At 57.9% G+C, this 17352-nt stretch carries 15 protein-coding genes and 1 pseudogene; 7 read left to right on the forward strand and 9 right to left on the reverse strand.

The features are described from left to right. Window positions 1-136 precede the first annotated feature (136 nt). From NW849_RS06495 to NW849_RS06520, 6 genes are all read right to left on the reverse strand, one after another. The gene (locus NW849_RS06495; RefSeq protein ID WP_414356696.1) at window positions 137-688 is read right to left on the reverse strand and encodes a protoglobin domain-containing protein; all 552 of its coding nucleotides are present in this window, start codon (window positions 686-688) and stop codon (window positions 137-139) included. A 54-nt stretch (window positions 689-742) separates the two neighbouring features. Then, window positions 743-1111 (reverse strand): roadblock/LC7 domain-containing protein, encoded by a 369-nt coding sequence (locus NW849_RS06500; RefSeq protein WP_011433098.1) that lies wholly within the window; start codon window positions 1109-1111, stop codon window positions 743-745. Window positions 1112-1191: 80 nt separating this feature from the next. Then, a complete protein-coding gene (locus NW849_RS06505; RefSeq protein WP_414356698.1) occupies window positions 1192-2052 on the reverse strand; it encodes a DUF4388 domain-containing protein in 861 nt (286 codons plus the stop codon). Between the two features lie 416 nt (window positions 2053-2468). Beyond that, window positions 2469-3296, reverse strand: coding sequence for a DUF4388 domain-containing protein (locus NW849_RS06510; RefSeq protein ID WP_414356700.1), 828 nt, complete (start codon window positions 3294-3296; stop codon window positions 2469-2471). 342 nt (window positions 3297-3638) lie between these two features. Then, window positions 3639-6242 carry a heavy metal translocating P-type ATPase gene (locus NW849_RS06515; protein WP_414356702.1) on the reverse strand — a complete coding sequence of 868 codons (2604 nt, stop codon included), beginning with the start codon at window positions 6240-6242 and terminating at the stop codon, window positions 3639-3641. A 168-nt stretch (window positions 6243-6410) separates the two neighbouring features. Then, window positions 6411-7406 (reverse strand): aldo/keto reductase, encoded by a 996-nt coding sequence (locus tag NW849_RS06520; protein WP_414356703.1) that lies wholly within the window; start codon window positions 7404-7406, stop codon window positions 6411-6413. 230 nt (window positions 7407-7636) lie between these two features. Between NW849_RS06520 and NW849_RS06525 the strand changes: the two genes are divergently transcribed. Both NW849_RS06525 and NW849_RS06530 read left to right on the forward strand, forming a co-directional pair. Further along, on the forward strand, window positions 7637-8164 hold the full coding sequence (locus NW849_RS06525; protein WP_414329187.1) for a hypothetical protein: 528 nt from the start codon (window positions 7637-7639) through the stop codon (window positions 8162-8164). Window positions 8165-8206: 42 nt separating this feature from the next. Further along, window positions 8207-9841: a CTP synthase gene (locus NW849_RS06530; protein ID WP_414356705.1), complete on the forward strand. Its 1635-nt coding sequence runs from the start codon at window positions 8207-8209 to the stop codon at window positions 9839-9841. A 121-nt stretch (window positions 9842-9962) separates the two neighbouring features. On the opposite strand, the gene NW849_RS06535 is transcribed toward NW849_RS06530, so the two are convergent. Further along, entirely contained in the window at window positions 9963-10925 is a 963-nt protein-coding gene (locus tag NW849_RS06535) for an RNA polymerase sigma factor RpoD/SigA (RefSeq protein WP_414356706.1), read from the reverse strand. Window positions 10926-11203: 278 nt separating this feature from the next. Between NW849_RS06535 and NW849_RS06540 the strand changes: the two genes are divergently transcribed. From NW849_RS06540 to NW849_RS06560, 5 genes are all read left to right on the forward strand, one after another. Further along, window positions 11204-11389 carry a DUF2256 domain-containing protein gene (locus tag NW849_RS06540; protein ID WP_041437321.1) on the forward strand — a complete coding sequence of 62 codons (186 nt, stop codon included), beginning with the start codon at window positions 11204-11206 and terminating at the stop codon, window positions 11387-11389. 49 nt (window positions 11390-11438) lie between these two features. Then, window positions 11439-11915: a phosphate-starvation-inducible PsiE family protein gene (locus NW849_RS06545; protein WP_414356708.1), complete on the forward strand. Its 477-nt coding sequence runs from the start codon at window positions 11439-11441 to the stop codon at window positions 11913-11915. Window positions 11916-12136: 221 nt separating this feature from the next. Further along, window positions 12137-12616: a peptidylprolyl isomerase gene (locus NW849_RS06550; RefSeq protein WP_414356714.1), complete on the forward strand. Its 480-nt coding sequence runs from the start codon at window positions 12137-12139 to the stop codon at window positions 12614-12616. 110 nt (window positions 12617-12726) lie between these two features. Further along, a complete protein-coding gene (gene gvpJ, locus NW849_RS06555) occupies window positions 12727-14001 on the forward strand; it encodes a gas vesicle protein GvpJ (protein ID WP_414356710.1) in 1275 nt (424 codons plus the stop codon). Window positions 14002-14125: 124 nt separating this feature from the next. Next, window positions 14126-15709 carry an NAD(P)H-quinone oxidoreductase subunit N gene (locus NW849_RS06560; protein WP_414356711.1) on the forward strand — a complete coding sequence of 528 codons (1584 nt, stop codon included), beginning with the start codon at window positions 14126-14128 and terminating at the stop codon, window positions 15707-15709. A 123-nt stretch (window positions 15710-15832) separates the two neighbouring features. On the opposite strand, the gene NW849_RS06565 is transcribed toward NW849_RS06560, so the two are convergent. Both NW849_RS06565 and NW849_RS06570 read right to left on the reverse strand, forming a co-directional pair. Continuing rightward, complete coding sequence (locus NW849_RS06565; protein WP_414356713.1) at window positions 15833-17065, reverse strand: ABC transporter substrate-binding protein; 1233 nt, start codon at window positions 17063-17065, stop codon at window positions 15833-15835. Between the two features lie 211 nt (window positions 17066-17276). Further along, window positions 17277-17352: pseudogene (locus NW849_RS06570) on the reverse strand (photosystem I assembly protein Ycf4); the annotation flags it as partial.

Here is a 17352-nt window from a genome sequence, read left to right on the forward strand (position 1 = left end):
CTTCTAAGATAATCTAAAAAAGATACCAACGCCAGCTCTGCTCCAGAGGGATCCCAGAAACTCAAGCACCTCAGCCCAAGAAGGTAGAGAAATTAAGCAAGTAGAGTAAGCAAGAGCCCACTCTAACTCAAACAACTCAAATTAAACTGTTGGCACCATTGGCAATTAACCGTTTGAATAAAGCCTCGCTCATGCCTGTTTCCTGTTGCACGGCGTTATAGGCCACCTCAAGGTAAGCTTGCTCAATAAAGGAGAGGTCAATCATGCAAACCTTGCTCAAGCTGGTGCGCAACTGCTCAGGCTTGCCTTCTTTCACCAACCGCCGACTGACCTCCTGCACAACTGTGGCCATAGCAGGCACAACATGTTGAGGGCCGATCCCAACGCGCACATGAACTATGCCGATTTTCCAGCGGCGATCCGCATACTGGGGGCCCCAATTGTCCATGCCCGTGAACATTTCCTTGAACCAGTCAGCAAAAGTTTGGCCCAGCCGCTGCCGGTTGTGCTTGGCTATCACTGCCGCCATTTCGGCATCGCGATCCAGATAGCCGTAAAAGGCGTCTGACATTTCCGCCGCGATACTGCCGCCCCAGTCAGCACTTTGCTGCAAAACTTTCTTGTCATCATCTGTGAATTGCGTGCGCGAGATCAGGACTTGGAGCAGCTCAGAAGGTTTAATGGCCATACTTCCCTCAACGTCAGGACAGAATCAAAAACTTAGCCTCCACATTTGATTTTCTTACTTCATTGCCTCTGCAATGCTTGCCGCGACTCGCTTAATTTCCAAAAAGAGCAAGCCTTGCTTGACTTCATGGCTGGCAATTGTCAGCAAGACGGCATCGGGGCCACAACTGGTTAAAACCCCGTATCCTTTTTCCCCCTGTACAAAAACTCTCTCTATGGCTCCGCGCCCTAGCTCTCTCCCAATCCGTTCGCCCAAAGAAAGCATGGCAGCCGACATAGCAGAGGTTCTCTCTTCATCCATACCCACAGGCAGTGTGGAAGCCAAAGGTAACCCGTCAGGGGTGACCACTGCTGCTCCCTGGACTTCTGGCGTATTGGCAACATAGCTCTGGAGGATCGCCTGCAAAGAGGACAGATTAGCCATCCTACATCTCCCTGCTGATTCACTATTTCTAATGTTTCTACCCGAAAACCGAAAACATGACTGCAAATATCCCTATGCTTTTATTTTTCGCGCATGCCCTTGAGGAGGGTGGCTAATCGACTGACCAGAGAAGGCTTGACGGGGCCGCCCTCATCCTGGAGACCAGGCACCCTTGCCCCCAGCCTCTCCCTCACTTGCTCAGGATTCACCCCCTCAGCCACTGACTTGGACAGCTCTAAGCGACTGGCCGAAGAAGACCGAGCCAGAACCGTTGGCCCCTCACAGGGACTGATCAACCCCAGCTTCGCCAGACGGGCACAGGCATAGCGCACCTCCAGCAGGTCTGCCCCCAGTGCTTGAGCCAAAGCCGTCAGCTTGCGAGAAGGCGACACCTGCTCCAGGATCCCCCACTCCAGCGCAGAAAGCTTGAACAGAGGCAGTTCGGTGCTGGTACGCCAAAAGCAGCTATCAGGCTCTGGCAGGTCTTTTTCGGGGCGTTGCTCCAGCTTGAGCTGCTGCAGGGCTTCCAGGACGGCAGCGGTGGCGCCTTTGCTCAGGCCGGTCATTTCTCGGTAGGGCATGGGCACGTTGGGCAGGAAGCTGAACTGGCCGGATTCGAGGGCAAAGAGGCTGTAGAGGCCGGTTTGCAGTTGATGGCGGAAGAGCTTGGCCAGGGCTGCTGGGGTAATCAACCCCTGTCGCTGCAAATAACGCCCCAGAGGCTCTTCCGAGCCGCAAAAGGAAGCCAGCTTCTCGACCACCCGCTCGCTCACCAAGCCGGAATGGGCCAGCAAGCTCTCCAGGCGGTGCTCTTTTTGAGGTGGCAAGGCAGCGATGACCCGACCCTGATAAAACCAGATCCTGTAGATGCCGCCGGGCGCCCAGATACAGAGCTGTCCTGTTTTGCTGCCTCTCTCGATCAGTTGCAACAAATCAGGCAAGGAAAATTCTTGGAGGTCTCCAACTATGGCCATAAGTTTTTTCGAGCCTCTGATTCAGTGGGATAAGTGGAAATCAATGCCTTAGTAACATTTCAGACATCCCCATTCTTGTACATGTACTCTCGGACAACAACCGTGTATCAACGGCTGTGTTCTTTGTAGCTAGGTACTCTGCGCGCCAGCAGTTACACTTACTATCCGGGAAAATCTATCAAGGAATACAATTAGGCAGCACTCGGAAGCCCTTCACAGAAGAGTTCTAGTTTCCTTTGTTTCAGCTTTGTGTTGGATCATGTCGCTTCGTAAGATAGAACTCCTATTTTTGCTTTCTCTGTGAGCGGAAGTTAGAGAAAAGTTATAGACCCTTCCAAGTTCTTTACAAAGCCAGAAGATTGTTTTTTTCCGTTAGGTTTACCTCACTTTTCGCGCATGCCCTTGAGGAGGGTGGCTAATCGACTGACCAGAGAAGGCTTAACCGGGCCGCTCTCATCCTGAAAACCGGGCACCCTTGCCCCCAGCCTCTCCCTCACCGGCTCGGGATTCACCTCCTCAGCAATCGACTTGGACAGCTCCCAGTGACCAGACCGAGCCAGAACCGTTGGCCCCTCACAAGGGCTGATCAACCCCAGCTTCGCCAGACGGGCGCAGGCATAGCGCACCTCCAGCAGGTCTGCCCCCAGTGCTCGAGCCAAAGCCGTCAGCTTGCGGGAAGGCGACACCTGCTCCAGGATCCCCCACTCCAGAGCAGAAAGTTTGAACAGAGGCAGTTCGGTGCTGGTACGCCAAAAGCAACTATCGGGTTCGGGCAGGTCTTTTTCGGGGCGTTGCTCCAGCTTGAGCTGCTGCAGGGCTTCCAGGACGGCAGCGGTGGCGCTTTTGCTGAGGCCAGTCATTTCTCGGTAGGGCATGGGCACGTTGGGCAGGAAGCTGAACTGGCCGGATTCGAGGGCGAAGAGGCTGTAGAGGCCGGTTTGCAGTTGATGGCGAAAGAGCTTGGCCAAATCTACGGGCGAGATCAACCCTTGCCGCTGCAGGCAACGCCCCAGAGGCTCCTCCAAGCCCCTAGCGACCAACTGGCTGACCACCTGCTCGTCCACCAAGCCAAAGCGCGTCAGCAGGCTTTCCAAACGATGCTTTTCTTCAGGGGTGAGGGCGGCGACCACCCGACCTTGGTAAAACCAAATCCGCTGAACGCCATTGGGTGCCCAGATGGATAATTGCCCTGCTTTCTTACCCTTTTCCATTAAATGCAACAGGTCGCATAAGGAAAATTCCTGAAGATCTCCAAGCATCGCCATACTTTTGCTCCCTTCACCGCTGCAAGATGCGCTTTCTCAGTATTTTCACGGTTTTTGCTTTGCTAAGCAAGAAACCAGAAGATGCGCTTACAGCTTGGTTTCGGCCTAATCTTACAACCAAATCCTCAAAAGTTAAAACGGATTAATCTTTTTAATCAAATGTATAGTCAAATGTACGAAGTTGCCGAATTTTTGGCTTGGACGCAGCGGAAATTGTGTCAGAAGCTCGGTAAAACCTCGGAAGACTTAACGATCGATACTTAGTCATTCGTAATTTTTAACACTTTTTTAGCTGCGGCTACTCGAAGATCTACGGGGTACAAAAGTTCGCCTCAAGAGGAGTGAATTGAGGATTACACTGAGGGAACTCAAGGCCATGAGACCCCCAGCGATTGCCGGGCTAAGCCCAATGCCAAAGGGGGGTAGGAGCACGCCTGCTGCCACTGGGATCCCCACCAGGTTGTAGCCAAAGGCCCAGAGGAGGTTCTGCTGGATCTTGCGGAAGGTGGCGCGGCTGAGGCGGATGGCTTGCACCACATCCCAGAGGTGGTTGCGCATCAGAATGATATCGGCGGTCTCAAGGGCGGCATCGGTAGCGGAATGCAGGGCGATGCCCACATCGGCTTGGGCCAAAGCCGGAGCGTCGTTAATGCCATCTCCCACCATGGCAACTCTCTGGCCTTGGGTCTGCAGGTCGCGGATGACTTGAGCTTTGTCTGCCGGGTGAACCTCGGCGATAACGCGGATCCCGGGCACTTGCAGAGCTTCGGCTACCTGCTTGGCCACCTCAGCCCGATCGCCAGTAAGCAGCATCACCTGCAAGCCCATCTTTTGCAGTTGTCGCAGTGTTGCCTGCGCATCAGGCCGCAAGGGATCCTGGGCTGCCAGCAGCCCCACCAGGGATCCCTCTACAGCCACGCCCACCACCGTTTTGCCGGCTGCCAGTAGCGCCTCGGCCTGGGCCTGCGCCTCTGGGGAAATTGGGATCCCCAAAGCAGCCAGCCCATCCAGGGATCCCAACACCACTTCCTGCCCTTCCACTTGGGCGGCGACTCCTATCCCCGGTTGGGTTTGAAACTCGCCGGCGGAGAGCAACGGCAAACCCTGGGTGCGGGCGGCTTGCAAAATGGCTTGCGCCAGAGGGTGGCGAGTGCCGCTTTCCACTGTGGCCGCCAGTTGGAGTAGGCGATTGGGATCCAGGGAGGGGTCAAGGCTGAGACAGTCCGTCAGGTGGGGATCCCCTTGGGTGAGGGTGCCGGTTTTGTCGAAGACCACCGTTTGCAAGCGATGGGCTTTCTCCAGAACATCTCCCCCTCGGATGAGCAAGCCCCGCTCGGCTCCCAGCCCGGTACCCACCAGGATGGCCATCGGCGTAGCCAATCCCAAAGCACAGGGGCAGGCCACCACCAAAACGGCAATGGCCATCTTGAGGCTGCTGAGCAGGGGTGTGGGGTGAGGGGGATGGTCGCTCAGATGCAGATGGGCGTGCAGGCTGAACCCCTCCAGGACAAAGTGCTCCGCACCGCCGCTCCCCCAAAGCGGGATCCCAATCCAGTACCAGAACCCAAAGGTGAGAATGGCCAGGGTCACCACCCCATAGGTAAAGTAGCCCGCCACCTGGTCGGCTATCCGTTGGATGGGGGCCTTGCGAGCTTGGGCCTCTTCCACCAGGCGGATGATCTGGGCCAAGGTGGTGTCTTTCCCGGTGCGCGTCGCTCGGCACAGCAACAACCCCGATTGGTTCAGCGTCCCCGCCACCACGGGATCCCCTGCTTGTTTCAGCACCGGCAAGGGTTCCCCTGTCAGCATCCCCTCGTTGACCGTGGCCTGGCCGGCAATGACTTCTCCATCCACCGGGATCTGTTCGCCGGCCCGCACTTGGAGCCAATCCCCCACTCGCACCTGTTCGACAGGGCACCATTCTCCGGTTTGGGATCCCAGATCCAGGTTCCCCTCTGGGCTGGAAGCCAGAGATCCCGCCTTCTCTGCAGGCTGAACCCGCCGAGCCAAACTGGGACACAAGCTCACCAGCGATTGCAGGCTGCTGGCCGCCCGCAGGCGGCTGTGCTGTTCCAAGGCCCGTCCCAACAGGATGAAGCTGAGCATCATGACGGGCTCGTCGAAAAAGCACTCCCAGCCCACCTGAGGGGCCAACAACCCCGCCAGACTGGCCAGGTAGGCCGATCCGGATCCCAAGGTAACCAAGGTGTTCATGTTGGGGGCCAGCCGCCGTGCCCCTCTCCAACCATCCAGGACAATGCCGCGAGCCGGGCCGACAAAAGTCAAGGTCGCCAAGCCCCAGTGCAGCCAGACATCATTAAGGAGGGGCAAGCCCAGACGGGCGAAGAGATCCAAGTGTCCGGCGGCAGAAATCAGCAGCAAAAAAGCGGCGGTGAGCGCTTGGCGAATGTGGTGTCGGGTCTGCTGTCGCTGCCGAGAGAGGGGATCCGCAGGCACATCCAAGGCTTCTTCCCACCCACCGGGAGGGGAAGAGGGATCTTGAGAGTGCTCCGCACCGCTGACGCGAACGGAACTCCCGCCGGAGAGGGCCTCACCCTCTGAACTGTAGCGGCTGGGAAACCCTGCCTCTGTCAAAATCTGGGCCAGGTGCTGCGGGTCGGGCCGGAGTCCAGGGGCAAATTCCACAAGGGCCGACTCGGTAACCAGGTTAACGCTGGCCTTGACCACCCCCGGCTGTCTCAGCAGGGCCTGCTCAACGGTGCGAACGCAGCCGGCACAACTCATGCCCCCCACCTGGAGAATCAGGGATCCCGCCTGAGAAGGCGCTGTGGGCCCATTCTGGTCAGCCGGATCCCTTGGCCTGTCTGCCTTATGGGCCTTATGGGTCAGAGTGCTCCGCACCGCTGACGCGAATGCATCTGGGATGGCCATCTTTGTTCTCCCGTGGTTAACAGCCCCCTCGCCCTACTGGCCAGTTATGTAGCGGTAGGACAGGGCTCTACATCCCATTTTTTGCCAAACTCAATCGTAGGACTGGGATCCCGGCGACAAAGTGCTCCCCACCGCTAACGCAAACGGCAAGGGAACGGAAAGCAACAACTAGGCAGCGCGGGCAGGCGGGGACATAAAGCTGGGGGGAATGGACTCGGGAACATACCTTTGCAAAATATCCTCGATGGTCTGCATCGCTTCCGCATCCAACGACCAGCCCCAAAGGCCGGATATCGCTTCCAGATGATGGGGTTTGCGTGCCCCCCACAGCGCCACACTCACCCCCGGTTGATCCAGCAGCCAGCGCACCGCCAACTGAGCCAAGGTCTTGCCATAGCGATCCTGAGCAAACTGGCTCAATGCCTCTGCCGCCTTTAGGTACTGGGAGTAGCGCGGTTCAACAAACTTGGGGTCGATCCCGGCTCGCATATCCCCTGAAGGGAAGGTGGTTTGTGGCGTCATCCGTCCGCTCAGCAGACCTCGGCAGAGGGGGCTGTACACCAAGGTGTGAATGCCGTGCTCTCGACAGTAGGGCAAGACCTCTGCTTCAATCTGCCGCTCGAACAGGTTGTAGGGGGGCTGGGCGGTGTGCAGAGGAGCCACCTGGCGAAACCGATCCATCTGTTCGGGGGAAAAGTTGCTGACCCCAATGGCGCGGATCTTGCCCTGCTGCAGCAACTGCCCCAGAAACGCCGCCGTTTCTTCGATCGGTTCCAAGGGATCCGGCCAATGAATTTGGTAGAGATCGATCACATCTGTTTGCAAGCGGCGCAGAGAATCCTCCAGTTCTTGGGCCAAGCGAGGCAGGCTGGAGTTGCGCACCACTTTGTTGTTTGTCCACTCCAGTCCCGCTTTGGTGGCGAGAACCACCCGATCGCGGCAACCTGAGTCTTTGATCGCTTGCCCCAGCACTTCCTCCGAAACACCCAGTCCGTAGATGGGAGCGGTGTCGAAGGTGGTTATGCCCAAATCAATGGCTTTGCGAATCGTGGTGTAAGATTCCTGGCGGTCGGAAGGGCCCCACCAGCCGCCGCCCATCGCCCAAGTGCCCAGGCCCACCCGGCTCAACCTTAGCCCTGCATCTGCGAGGGTGACGAACTCCATGGCTGCTCCTGCTGAACCCCGATCCTCCCACTGTGGCCAGGGATCCTCTCCAAAAATCTAGCAGACATTGCTGACAGCAGCCGAGGTTGCGTGAACGACCCAAGCCTGTGACCGGGGTTGGAAGGAGAGGAGAGGCTTTTGACTCTGCTGTTGTAAGGAACTGAATCGATAGGATCCCATTCAAGAGCTGCAGCGTCTCTCAACCCAGAACTTTTGCGAGGAATGGCTCCATGAAGCCCACTTTTCTTGTCTCTACTGTCAGCTCCGTCGGTATGGCTCTCCTGTGGGGATCCCTTCTGGCTGGAAGGGCTGCCCAAGCGCAGGTGATCACCCCTCTTTTCCCCTCTGGAACTCCCATCCCCGTCGAACCCTTGCCCCCCAGCCCGGACATTCCCACCCTGCCCATTGTGCCGGATCCCCGGCCTGTGCCGGCAACCCCCGCTCCCCAGCGACCGCTGCCCAGGGGGAGTTTTGAGGAGATCAGCCGCTACTTCCGGGATCTCAACCGCGCCAAAAACCTGGCCCGTCAAGCTGCCGAGATCGCCAATGGGGGCCTACAGCGCTATCGCGCCGAAGCTTCCATGCACGGGGCAGCCATCGACTCGCCGTTTGAAGAGTTTGAAGATGCTTGGATCTTCACCTTCCGGGGGGGAGAGCCCGGCTTTGTCCAGCCCAGCATTGAAACCCAGGTGCGGGTGGACAGGCGCACCTTTCAAACCACCATCCTCTACAACGGCCCCATCCGCTCTCTGCGCTGAGGGATCCCTGGCATAATCAAAAAAAGGCAAGGGATCCAAGCTATGACCAAGTTTGTCTTCGTCACGGGCGGAGTGGTCTCCAGCATCGGCAAAGGCATTGTGGCGGCTAGCTTGGGTCGCCTGCTCAAATCCCGCAACTACACGGTGTCGATTTTGAAGCTGGATCCCTATATCAATGTGGATCCCGGCACCATGAGCCCCTACCAACATGGGGAAGTGTTTGTTACCGACGATGGCGCCGAGACCGACCTGGACTTGGGCCACTACGAGCGCTTCACCGACACCAACATGTCTAAGCTCAACAACGTCACCACCGGCTCCATCTACCAGGCCGTGATCCACAAAGAGCGGCGCGGCGATTACCAGGGCAGCACGGTGCAGGTGATCCCCCACGTCACCCAAGAGATCAAAGAGCGGATCCGGCGAGTGGCCCGCGAGACCAACCCCGATGTGGTGCTGGTGGAGGTGGGGGGCACGGTGGGGGATATCGAGTCTCTGCCCTTTTTGGAGGCCATTCGCCAATTTCGCAAGGACGTGGGCCGCGCCAATGTCGCCTATGTGCATGTCACCCTGGTGCCCCTGATCAAAGCGGCAGGGGAGATGAAAACCAAGCCCACCCAGCACTCGGTGAAGGAGCTGCGCTCTATTGGTATCCAGCCGGACGTGTTGGTGTGCCGCTGCGAACAGCCATTGCCCCGCGGGATCAAGGAGAAGATCTCCGAGTTTTGCGATGTGCCGGTGGAATGTGTGATTCAGGCTCAGGATGCCCCCAGTATCTACGATGTGCCTTTGGTGCTCGAGCAGGAGGGGTTGGCGCAGCGGGTTTTGGAGATCCTCAACCTGGATCCCCAGCAGCCCGACCTGCGGGAGTGGGAGCTCTTGGTGAAGCGGCTGCACCACCCCCAAGAGCGGGTGGAGATTGCCATTGTCGGCAAATACGTGCGCCTTACGGATGCCTATCTTTCGGTGGCCGAGGCCCTGCGCCATGCCGGGTTGGCCCTCAATGCCGGCGTCACGCTGCGCTGGATCTCTTCTGAGGAGATCGAAGAGCGGGGACCAGAGGCATTGCTTTCCGGCGTGGATGGAGTGGTGGTGCCAGGGGGGTTTGGCAATCGCGGCATCGAGGGCAAAGTGGCCAGTATTTGCTACGTGAGGGAGCGGGGCATTCCCTTTCTGGGCCTGTGTCTGGGCATGCAATGCGCGGTGATCGACTGGGGATGTCACATTGCCCATCTGGAGCGGGCCAACAGCTACGAGTTTGACCCCGATACCCCCCACCCGGTGATCAGCCTCTTGCCGGAGCAGAAAGATGTGGAAGATCTGGGAGGAACCCTGCGGCTGGGCCTCTATCCCTGTCGCATCATGCCCAATACCCTAGCGGCCAAGCTCTACGGTGAGGCCATCATCTACGAGCGGCACCGCCATCGCTATGAGTTTAACAATGCCTACCGCAGCCTTTTTCTGGACTCTGGTTATATCATCAGCGGAGTCTCGCCGGATAACCGCTTGGTGGAGATTATCGAGCTGCCCAGCCACCCCTTTTTCATCGCCACCCAGTTCCATCCGGAGTTTCGCTCCCGCCCCAACCGCCCCCACCCCCTCTTTTTGGGGTTGATCGAAGCTGCCCTGCGCAGCCGCCCTCAGCCTCACCCCCTGCAGTTGCAGAAGATGGGCTAGTTGACAGATCCCTTGTCCAAAAGTGGGGGCACGCCTCTGGTCCTGGTTCTGCAAAGCTTTGCTGAACATAAACTGCTGCGGAATCCTGGGTTTCGCCTGTGGAGCAGCCGTGGCCTACTGCCTAAAACGAGGTCATCCAATCTGCCAAAATTTCCTGTCGGCGTGGATGGCGCAGTTTGCGCATGGCTCGTGCTTGAATTTGTCGGACGCGCTCTCGAGACAGGCCGAAGAGCTGACCAATTTCGGAGAGAGTGTGCAGGTGGCCATCTTTCAGCCCATAGCGGAGCTTGAGGATTTCTTGCTCTCGGGGGCTGAGCTGCTCCAGCATTTCTTCCAGTTGGGCAGACAGCAGGTGCAAGTCCATTTGCGATTCGGGAGTGGGGCCGTTGGCGGCCTCGATAAGCTGCATCAGCTCCGTATCTTCCTCTTTGCCGACCGGAGTATGCAGCGAAAGAGTTTGGCGACCGGCTTCCAAGAGGGTTAAGAGAGCGTCCAGCTTGTCGGGGGAAATCTCCAGAGCTTTGGCAATCTCTGCTTGGGTGGGGCGACGGTTTAGGGCTTCGGTCAGATCTCGCCGGATCCGCTTCACCTGGTTGAGCTTTTCTACCATGTGCACCGGGATCCGCACCAGGCGCCCCTGATTGGCAACGGCGCGGGTGATCCCTTGGCGAATCCACCAGTAGGCGTAGGTGGAAAACTTGTAGCCGCGTTCGTACTCAAATTTTTCTGCGGCTCGGATCAGGCCAATGGTGCCTTCTTGAATCAGATCCAGAAACGGCACACCGCGATTTAAGTACTTTTTGGCAATCGAGACCACCAAGCGCAGGTTGGCCCTGACCAATTCCCGCTTCGCCCGTTCCCTGGCAGCTCCCCCCTCTGCGATCAGCCGCCCCAACTTCACCTCCTGCTCGGCACTGAGGAGTGGGTAGCGAGCCATTTCCCGCAAAAATATGCCCACCGAGTCCTCCGACAGCGAGGCTTGGGTCGCTCGGTTGCCGGGTTTGCTGAGCCGTACCTCAACCCGTTTCGGTGGGGGGGGACAATTCTGAACAGCTACATTCGTCCCATTTGGTTGAGATTTCATACAAACTCAAGCTCAAGTTCACAAGCGGGTGTTAAGAACTTTACTCAGTACAGGATGGAGGCGGCTAACCTTTCAGCAAACCCAACTTCCTTCAGGGATCCCTGCAGACACAGGGCAGAGATCTCGCCGGATTTCAAGAGGCTACTCGATTTCTCTAGGTTCAGACTTCAGCTTTTGCTAAGGTGGGGCGCAGACTAAACACTTCCGTGATGGTAACGGTCAGCATCCGGTAGGATTGTTAAACTGACTACAGAGTTGACCTTGTTTTGCAGTGCACCATGCCACGCCAACGGAAGAAATCGGATTTGCCCAGCAAGATTTGTCTCACCTGTCAGCGACCCTTCACCTGGCGCAAAAAGTGGGCCGACTGTTGGTCGGAGGTGAAATACTGTTCTGAGCGGTGTCGCAATCATCGCCCCAAGGGATCCCTGCCTGCTTCCCGGCAAGACGGTTGGGACGGATAATGTTGTCTCAGGATCAGGACATAAGGGTTTGGATCTGTCGGGGTTGGCGATGCGGTTTCTCAAGTGGCTGTTGCACAATCCCCACGAGACAGAAGAGGAGGATCCCTTTTTGCGGGCCATCACCCGCCTGGAAAGCCTGATCTCGAAGCTACTGTCAATTTTGATGATCGGGCTAATCACAGTAGCAGTGGTGGACTTGGCCCGGTTCTTGGTGGCAGATTTGTTGACCGAGCCAACTGGGTTTTTCTCCACCACTTTAATCGAGATCTTCGGCCTCTTTTTAAATATTCTGATTGCGCTGGAAATTCTGGAGAACATTACCGCCTACTTGCAAAAGCAGGTGGTGCAGGTGGAGCTGGTGATCGTCACCTCTTTGATTGCGGTGGCCCGCAAGATCATCATTTTCGATTTCGAGAAGCTGGGGGGGTTGGAGCTCATTGGCTTGGGGGCAGCGACGTTGGCCCTCTCGGTAAGTTATTGGCTGGTGCGGCGGGCCAAGTCTCCATCCAAGTCCGGGGAAGATTAAGCTCGGACAGAATCCTGGTACGATGGGGATGGAGCTTTCCTGCAAGAAACGTGCGTGCGCGATCTAAGTTGGCCAGCCTGGTGAAGTTAGCTGTGCTGATGGTGGTGCTTTGGGTGGGGTTGAGTGCTCTCCCTGTTTTGGCCCGCCCGCATTCTTCTCGCGATTTGCTCCTGGCACAACACTTGGGCAAACCCGTGAAAACCTACAACAATCCCCCCCCGATGGTGATCGACCCGGCCAAGTCCTACACGGCCACGATGGAGACCACCGCCGGCACAATGGTTCTGGAGCTGTTCCCGCAAGAAGCTCCCCTCGCCGTCAACAATTTCGTCTTTTTGGCCAACGACCACTTCTACGATGGTGTCATCTTTCACCGCGTGATTCGGGGCTTCATGATCCAAGGTGGGGATCCCACGGGCACGGGGCGGGGTGGGCCGGGGTACCGCTTTCCCGATGAGCCGGTGCAACGTCCCTACAGCCGCGGCACTTTGGCGATGGCCAATGCTGGCCCCAACACCAACGGCAGCCAGTTTTTTATCATGCACGCCGACTATCCGCTGCCTCCCAACTACACGATCTTCGGGCAATTGATCGAGGGAGAGGATGTGTTGGATAAAATTGCAACGGCGCCCACCGGCCCTCAGGATCGCCCCCTGAAACCGGTGGAGATCAAGTCGGTTCGCATCTTGGAATCCAATTAGGTTGGGCCACTCCGGTGGAACAGTTTGGTTGAATTAACTTGGCCTCTGGCCCCATTTTTGCAACTTGCCCTCAGGGGGACTCAGGTATGGAGTTCGCTAGGCCCCGGCGAATGTCCCCCCGCATTCTGGTTCTGGATTTTGATGGTGTGCTCTGCGATGGGCGGGCGGAGTATTTTGCCTCTTCCTGCCGCGTTTGTGCTCAGGTGTGGGGCTTGGCTCCTGCTCAGCTAGAGCCGCTGCGTCCTGCTTTTGACCGTCTGCGCCCGCTGATCGAGACCGGCTGGGAGATGCCTCTGTTGTTGTGGGGGCTACAGGAAGGGATCCGGGAGGAGGACTTGCGCCAAGACTGGCCGGGCTGGCGTCAGCAGTTGTTGCAGCAGTCAGGGATCCCTGCCCTCTCTCTAATCCAAGCGTTGGATCGGGTGCGGGATCGTTGGATTAAAGAGGATCTGCAGGGGTGGCTGGGGCTACACCGCTTTTATCCGGGGGTGGCGGCTTGGCTACGCCAGGTTCAGGCTGCAGGGGAGCCGCGCTTGGCCATCCTCAGCACCAAAGAGGGACGGTTCATCCAGCAGCTCTTGGGCCGAGCAGGGATCCAACTGCCACGCCACCGCATTCTGGGCAAGGAGGTGCGCGCCCCCAAGGCCACCACTTTACAGCGGCTACTGGCTGCCGCCCAACTGCCGGCTGAGGAGCTGTGGTTTGTGGAGGATCGCCTGCAAACGCTGCGCCAGGTGCAGAGGGTGCCGGAGCTGGAGCAGGTTCTCTTGTTTTTGGCCGACTGGGGCTACAACCTACCAGAGGAAAGGGAAGAGGCCGCTCGGGATCCCCGTCTCCATTTGCTCAGCCTGGAACAGCTTTGCCAGCCCTTTGACCGTTGGATTGCCCCTTCTCCCCCGCCGCGCTTTTCTATCAGTCCCGCCAGCTCGGAAGACTTGAGCCAGGCTCGGCCCACCCCTGGCCGGAAACGCCCGGAAGCCGGTTTGGCCTCTCTGGTGCTGACCTTGGTGGAGCTGTTGCGGCAGTTGATGGAGGCGCAGGTGGTGCGGCAAATGGAGGCCGAGCGCCTTTCTGCAGAGCAGATTGAGCGGGCCGGCAGCAGCCTACAAGCCTTGCGGGAGCAAATTCGACACATCTGCAGCCTGTTGGAGATCGACCCAGCGGATTTAAACCTGGATCTCGGAGATCTGGGCACCCTCCTGCCCCGCCAGGGGGACTACTACCCCGGACAACCCCACCGCGAGGGATCCGTGCTGGAACTCTTGGATCGCCTGATCCACACCGGCATCGTCATCGATGGGGAGATCGACCTGGGGCTGGCGGACTTGGATCTGATCCACGCCCGCCTGAAGTTGGTGCTCACCTCCAGCGCCAAGCTCTACTGAGCCTGTAGATTGAGAGCGCTGATGGAGACGATTGGGAGAAGAGATGCCTGAAGCGGGGAGAGAGACCAGAAATCGCGGTATGCTGGCTGTGGATCCCCTTAATCTCTCTTCATAGTCTTCTCCTATGGATGTCTTTGCCCCAACCGGAAACCTGTATGCCGGTGCCATTTGGCCGGAAGTGGTGGTTACCCTCACCCTCTTGCTCGTCTTGGTGGTGGATTTAATCGGCGGGTCGGCGGCACGCAAAAGTCTTCCGGCCCTCTCCATCTTTGGCTTGATCGGGGCCTTGGTGACCTTGGTGTTGCAGTGGCAGCAGCCCCAGTTGGAGAGCTTCTTGGGCAGCTTTGCAGCGGATCCCGTCAGCATTCTCTTCCGTGGCCTGGTGGTGGGGACGGCGGTGCTGACGGTGATGATGGCAGAACGCTACATCGCCCAGTCGGGAGCCCCCACAGGCGAGTTTTATGTGTTGCTGCTCACGGCCACCTTGGGGGGCATGTTCCTCTCCGGGGCGACGGACTTGATCCTAGTGTTTGTATCTTTAGAAACGCTGGGCATCGCCAGCTACCTGATGGCCGGCTATACCAAGCGGGATCCCCGTTCTTCGGAGGCAGCCCTGAAATATCTCTTGATCGGGGCCAGCAGCACAGCCATTTTTCTCTACGGCATGTCGCTGCTCTACGGCCTTTCGGGTGGGCAAACGAAGCTGGAAGCCATTGCCTCCTCTATGGGGGATGCCGGCTTGGCAGGGATCATCGCTTTGGTCCTCTGCATTGGTGGTATCGGGTTTAAGTTGGCGGCGGTGCCCTTCCACCAGTGGACTCCTGATGTCTACGAGGGATCCCCAACGCCGGTGGTGGCCTTTTTGTCAGTGGGATCCAAAGCAGCAGGCTTTGCCTTGGCGGTGCGCTTTCTGGCCACCGTATTTCCGGCCATGACGGAAGAGTGGCGGGCGGTGCTCTCGGTGCTGGCCATTTTGACCATGGTGCTGGGGAATGTGGTGGCCATTGCCCAAACCCGCCTCAAACGGCTGCTGGCCTATTCTTCCATTGGACAGGCGGGCTTCGTTTTGATTGGCTTGGTGGCGGGCACCGAGGCAGGCTATGCCAGCTTGATCTTTTACTTGATGGTCTATTTGGCCATGAACCTGGGGGCCTTTTTGTGCATCACCCTGTTCAGCCTGAAGACCGGCACCGATGAAATTAGCGAGTACAGCGGCCTCTACCAAAAGGATCCCTTCCTCACCCTTTGCTTGAGCATTTGTCTGCTTTCGTTGGGTGGGTTGCCCCCTCTGGCAGGCTTCTTCGGCAAGTTGTACCTGTTCTGGGCCGGTTGGCAGGCAGGGGCCTATACCCTAGTGTTGGTGGGGTTGGTCACCAGCGTCATCTCCATCTACTACTACGTGCGGGTGGTGAAAACCATTGTGGTGAAAGAGCCGCAAGAGATGTCGGTTTCAGTGCAAAATTACCCTGAGACCAACTGGCAGGCGGAAGGCATGCAGGCTCTGCGGGTGGGCTTGGTGTTCACTTTGGTGGCTACCATCTTTGCCGGGATCCTCTCCAATCCACTGTTTACCCTCTCTGTTCAGGCAGTGGAGCGTAGCCCGTTTTTGGGGTTCCCAGCCGCACAAGCCTTCCTTCCAGAGTCGGCAAGACTTCAGGTGGCAGTCGAGGGATCCCTGGGTGCGTCTGCTCAGACTGGCGAAGCATAGTTTTTGGGATTCTCTCTGCCTCGAAGTTTTGGAAAGCAGTGCTGGGCAGCGCGTGGGGCTAGCTCCTCAGGGCCGAGGGTCTGTCTCCCCAGAGGGATCCGGGATCCCTTCAAGGTCGGCCTATTAGCGCCCACCGATCACAGCGATGTAGTTGGTCACCCATTCGTAGTAGGGCACGCAATCCATACGACCATCACCACAATCGGCCACAGGAGTTTTCCAGAAGAAGATGCGCTCAAAATTGTCGATGCCATTGGTCTTGCATCCCTCTGGCCCCAGCAGCTCGCTGGCCTGACAAGCGGCGGGCACCACCGGCACCGACCCAAACCAAGCCGCCAAATCCCCTTGCACCTTCGGGTTCAGAGAATGTTCCATCCACAGGTAGGCACAGTTGGGGTGTTTGGCAGTGGCACTGAGCATGGTGGTATCCGCCCAGCCGGTAGCTCCCTCTTCCGGTATCACACTGGCGACAGGTTGACCTTCGGATCGCAACAGATTGACCTGGAAGGGCCAAGAGCTGGAGGCCACTACCCCTTCGTTGACAAAGTCATCCACCTGCACCGCCGCATCGTGCCAGTAGCGTCCAACCAGTTGCCGCTGCTGTCGCAATAGAGCTAGAGCAGCATTGAACTGTTCGCGGGTCAGCTCGTAGGGATCCGTGATGCCCAATTCTGGGCGGTGGGCCTTCAGGTAGAGGGCGGCATCGGCAATGTAGATGGAGCCATCGTAGGCTTGGATGCGGCCCTTGTTGGATTTGCCGTCTGGCAGGATTTTTTCTTCAAACACCACATCCCAACTGGTGGGGGGTTCCGGGAAAACCTTTGTGTTGTACATCAACACGTTGGATCCCCATTGATAGGGCACGCCGTAATGCTTGCCATCCACGGTATGCCAGGGAGCATCCCGCAGGCGCGGGTCGATGGTCTCCCAACTGGGGATCAGGCGGGGGTTAATCTGCTGTACCCGTTCCCCTTTGATCAGGCGTAGGGTGGCATCGCCGGAGGCCGTCACCAGATCAAAGCCGCCCTCATTCATCAGGGCTACCATCTCATCGGAGGTTGCCGCCACCTTAACGCTGACTTGGCAGCCGGTTTCTTTCTCAAACTCGGTCACCCAGTCATAGGCGGGATCCGTTTCTCCCCGTTCGATATAGCCTGCCCAGGCCACAATCGAGACCGCCCCCTCTGGGCGGCCCAAGCGATACAGGGGCCCGCGAGCAGCATGGGCGGAATGGGAGGTCAGCAGCAGCGTGAGCAAGGCCAAGCCCAATGAGAGCAGAAGAGTTAGCCAGAGGCGAAACAGAATAGACCCCAGCTTCTTGGCCTGTAGGGGAATGAAGGGGTTCAGGTTGGCCATCACAGGCTTCTCCCAGGCAACAACTGCGCTGGCATCAAGGGTAGATCATTCCTCGAAGAGATCCCGCTACATTGAAAACAATCTCGACAACTCTCTATTCGACTCCACAGTTCTGGATCCCCCTCAATGGTTTCACTGTTGCCCAAGGATGGGATTCCGTCTCGCTCAAGCGACCAGCAGGGCGGGGTCAAAGCAATGGCACCGCAGGGAATCAAATACCCTCTAGGCTGACATTAAGAAAGCGGGCAATCTCGGCGGCTTGGTTTTCAATCTCGGCCAAAGAAGGC

The organism is Synechococcus sp. R55.3 (assembly GCF_047461975.1).
GTDB lineage: Bacteria > Cyanobacteriota > Cyanobacteriia > Thermostichales > Thermostichaceae > Thermostichus.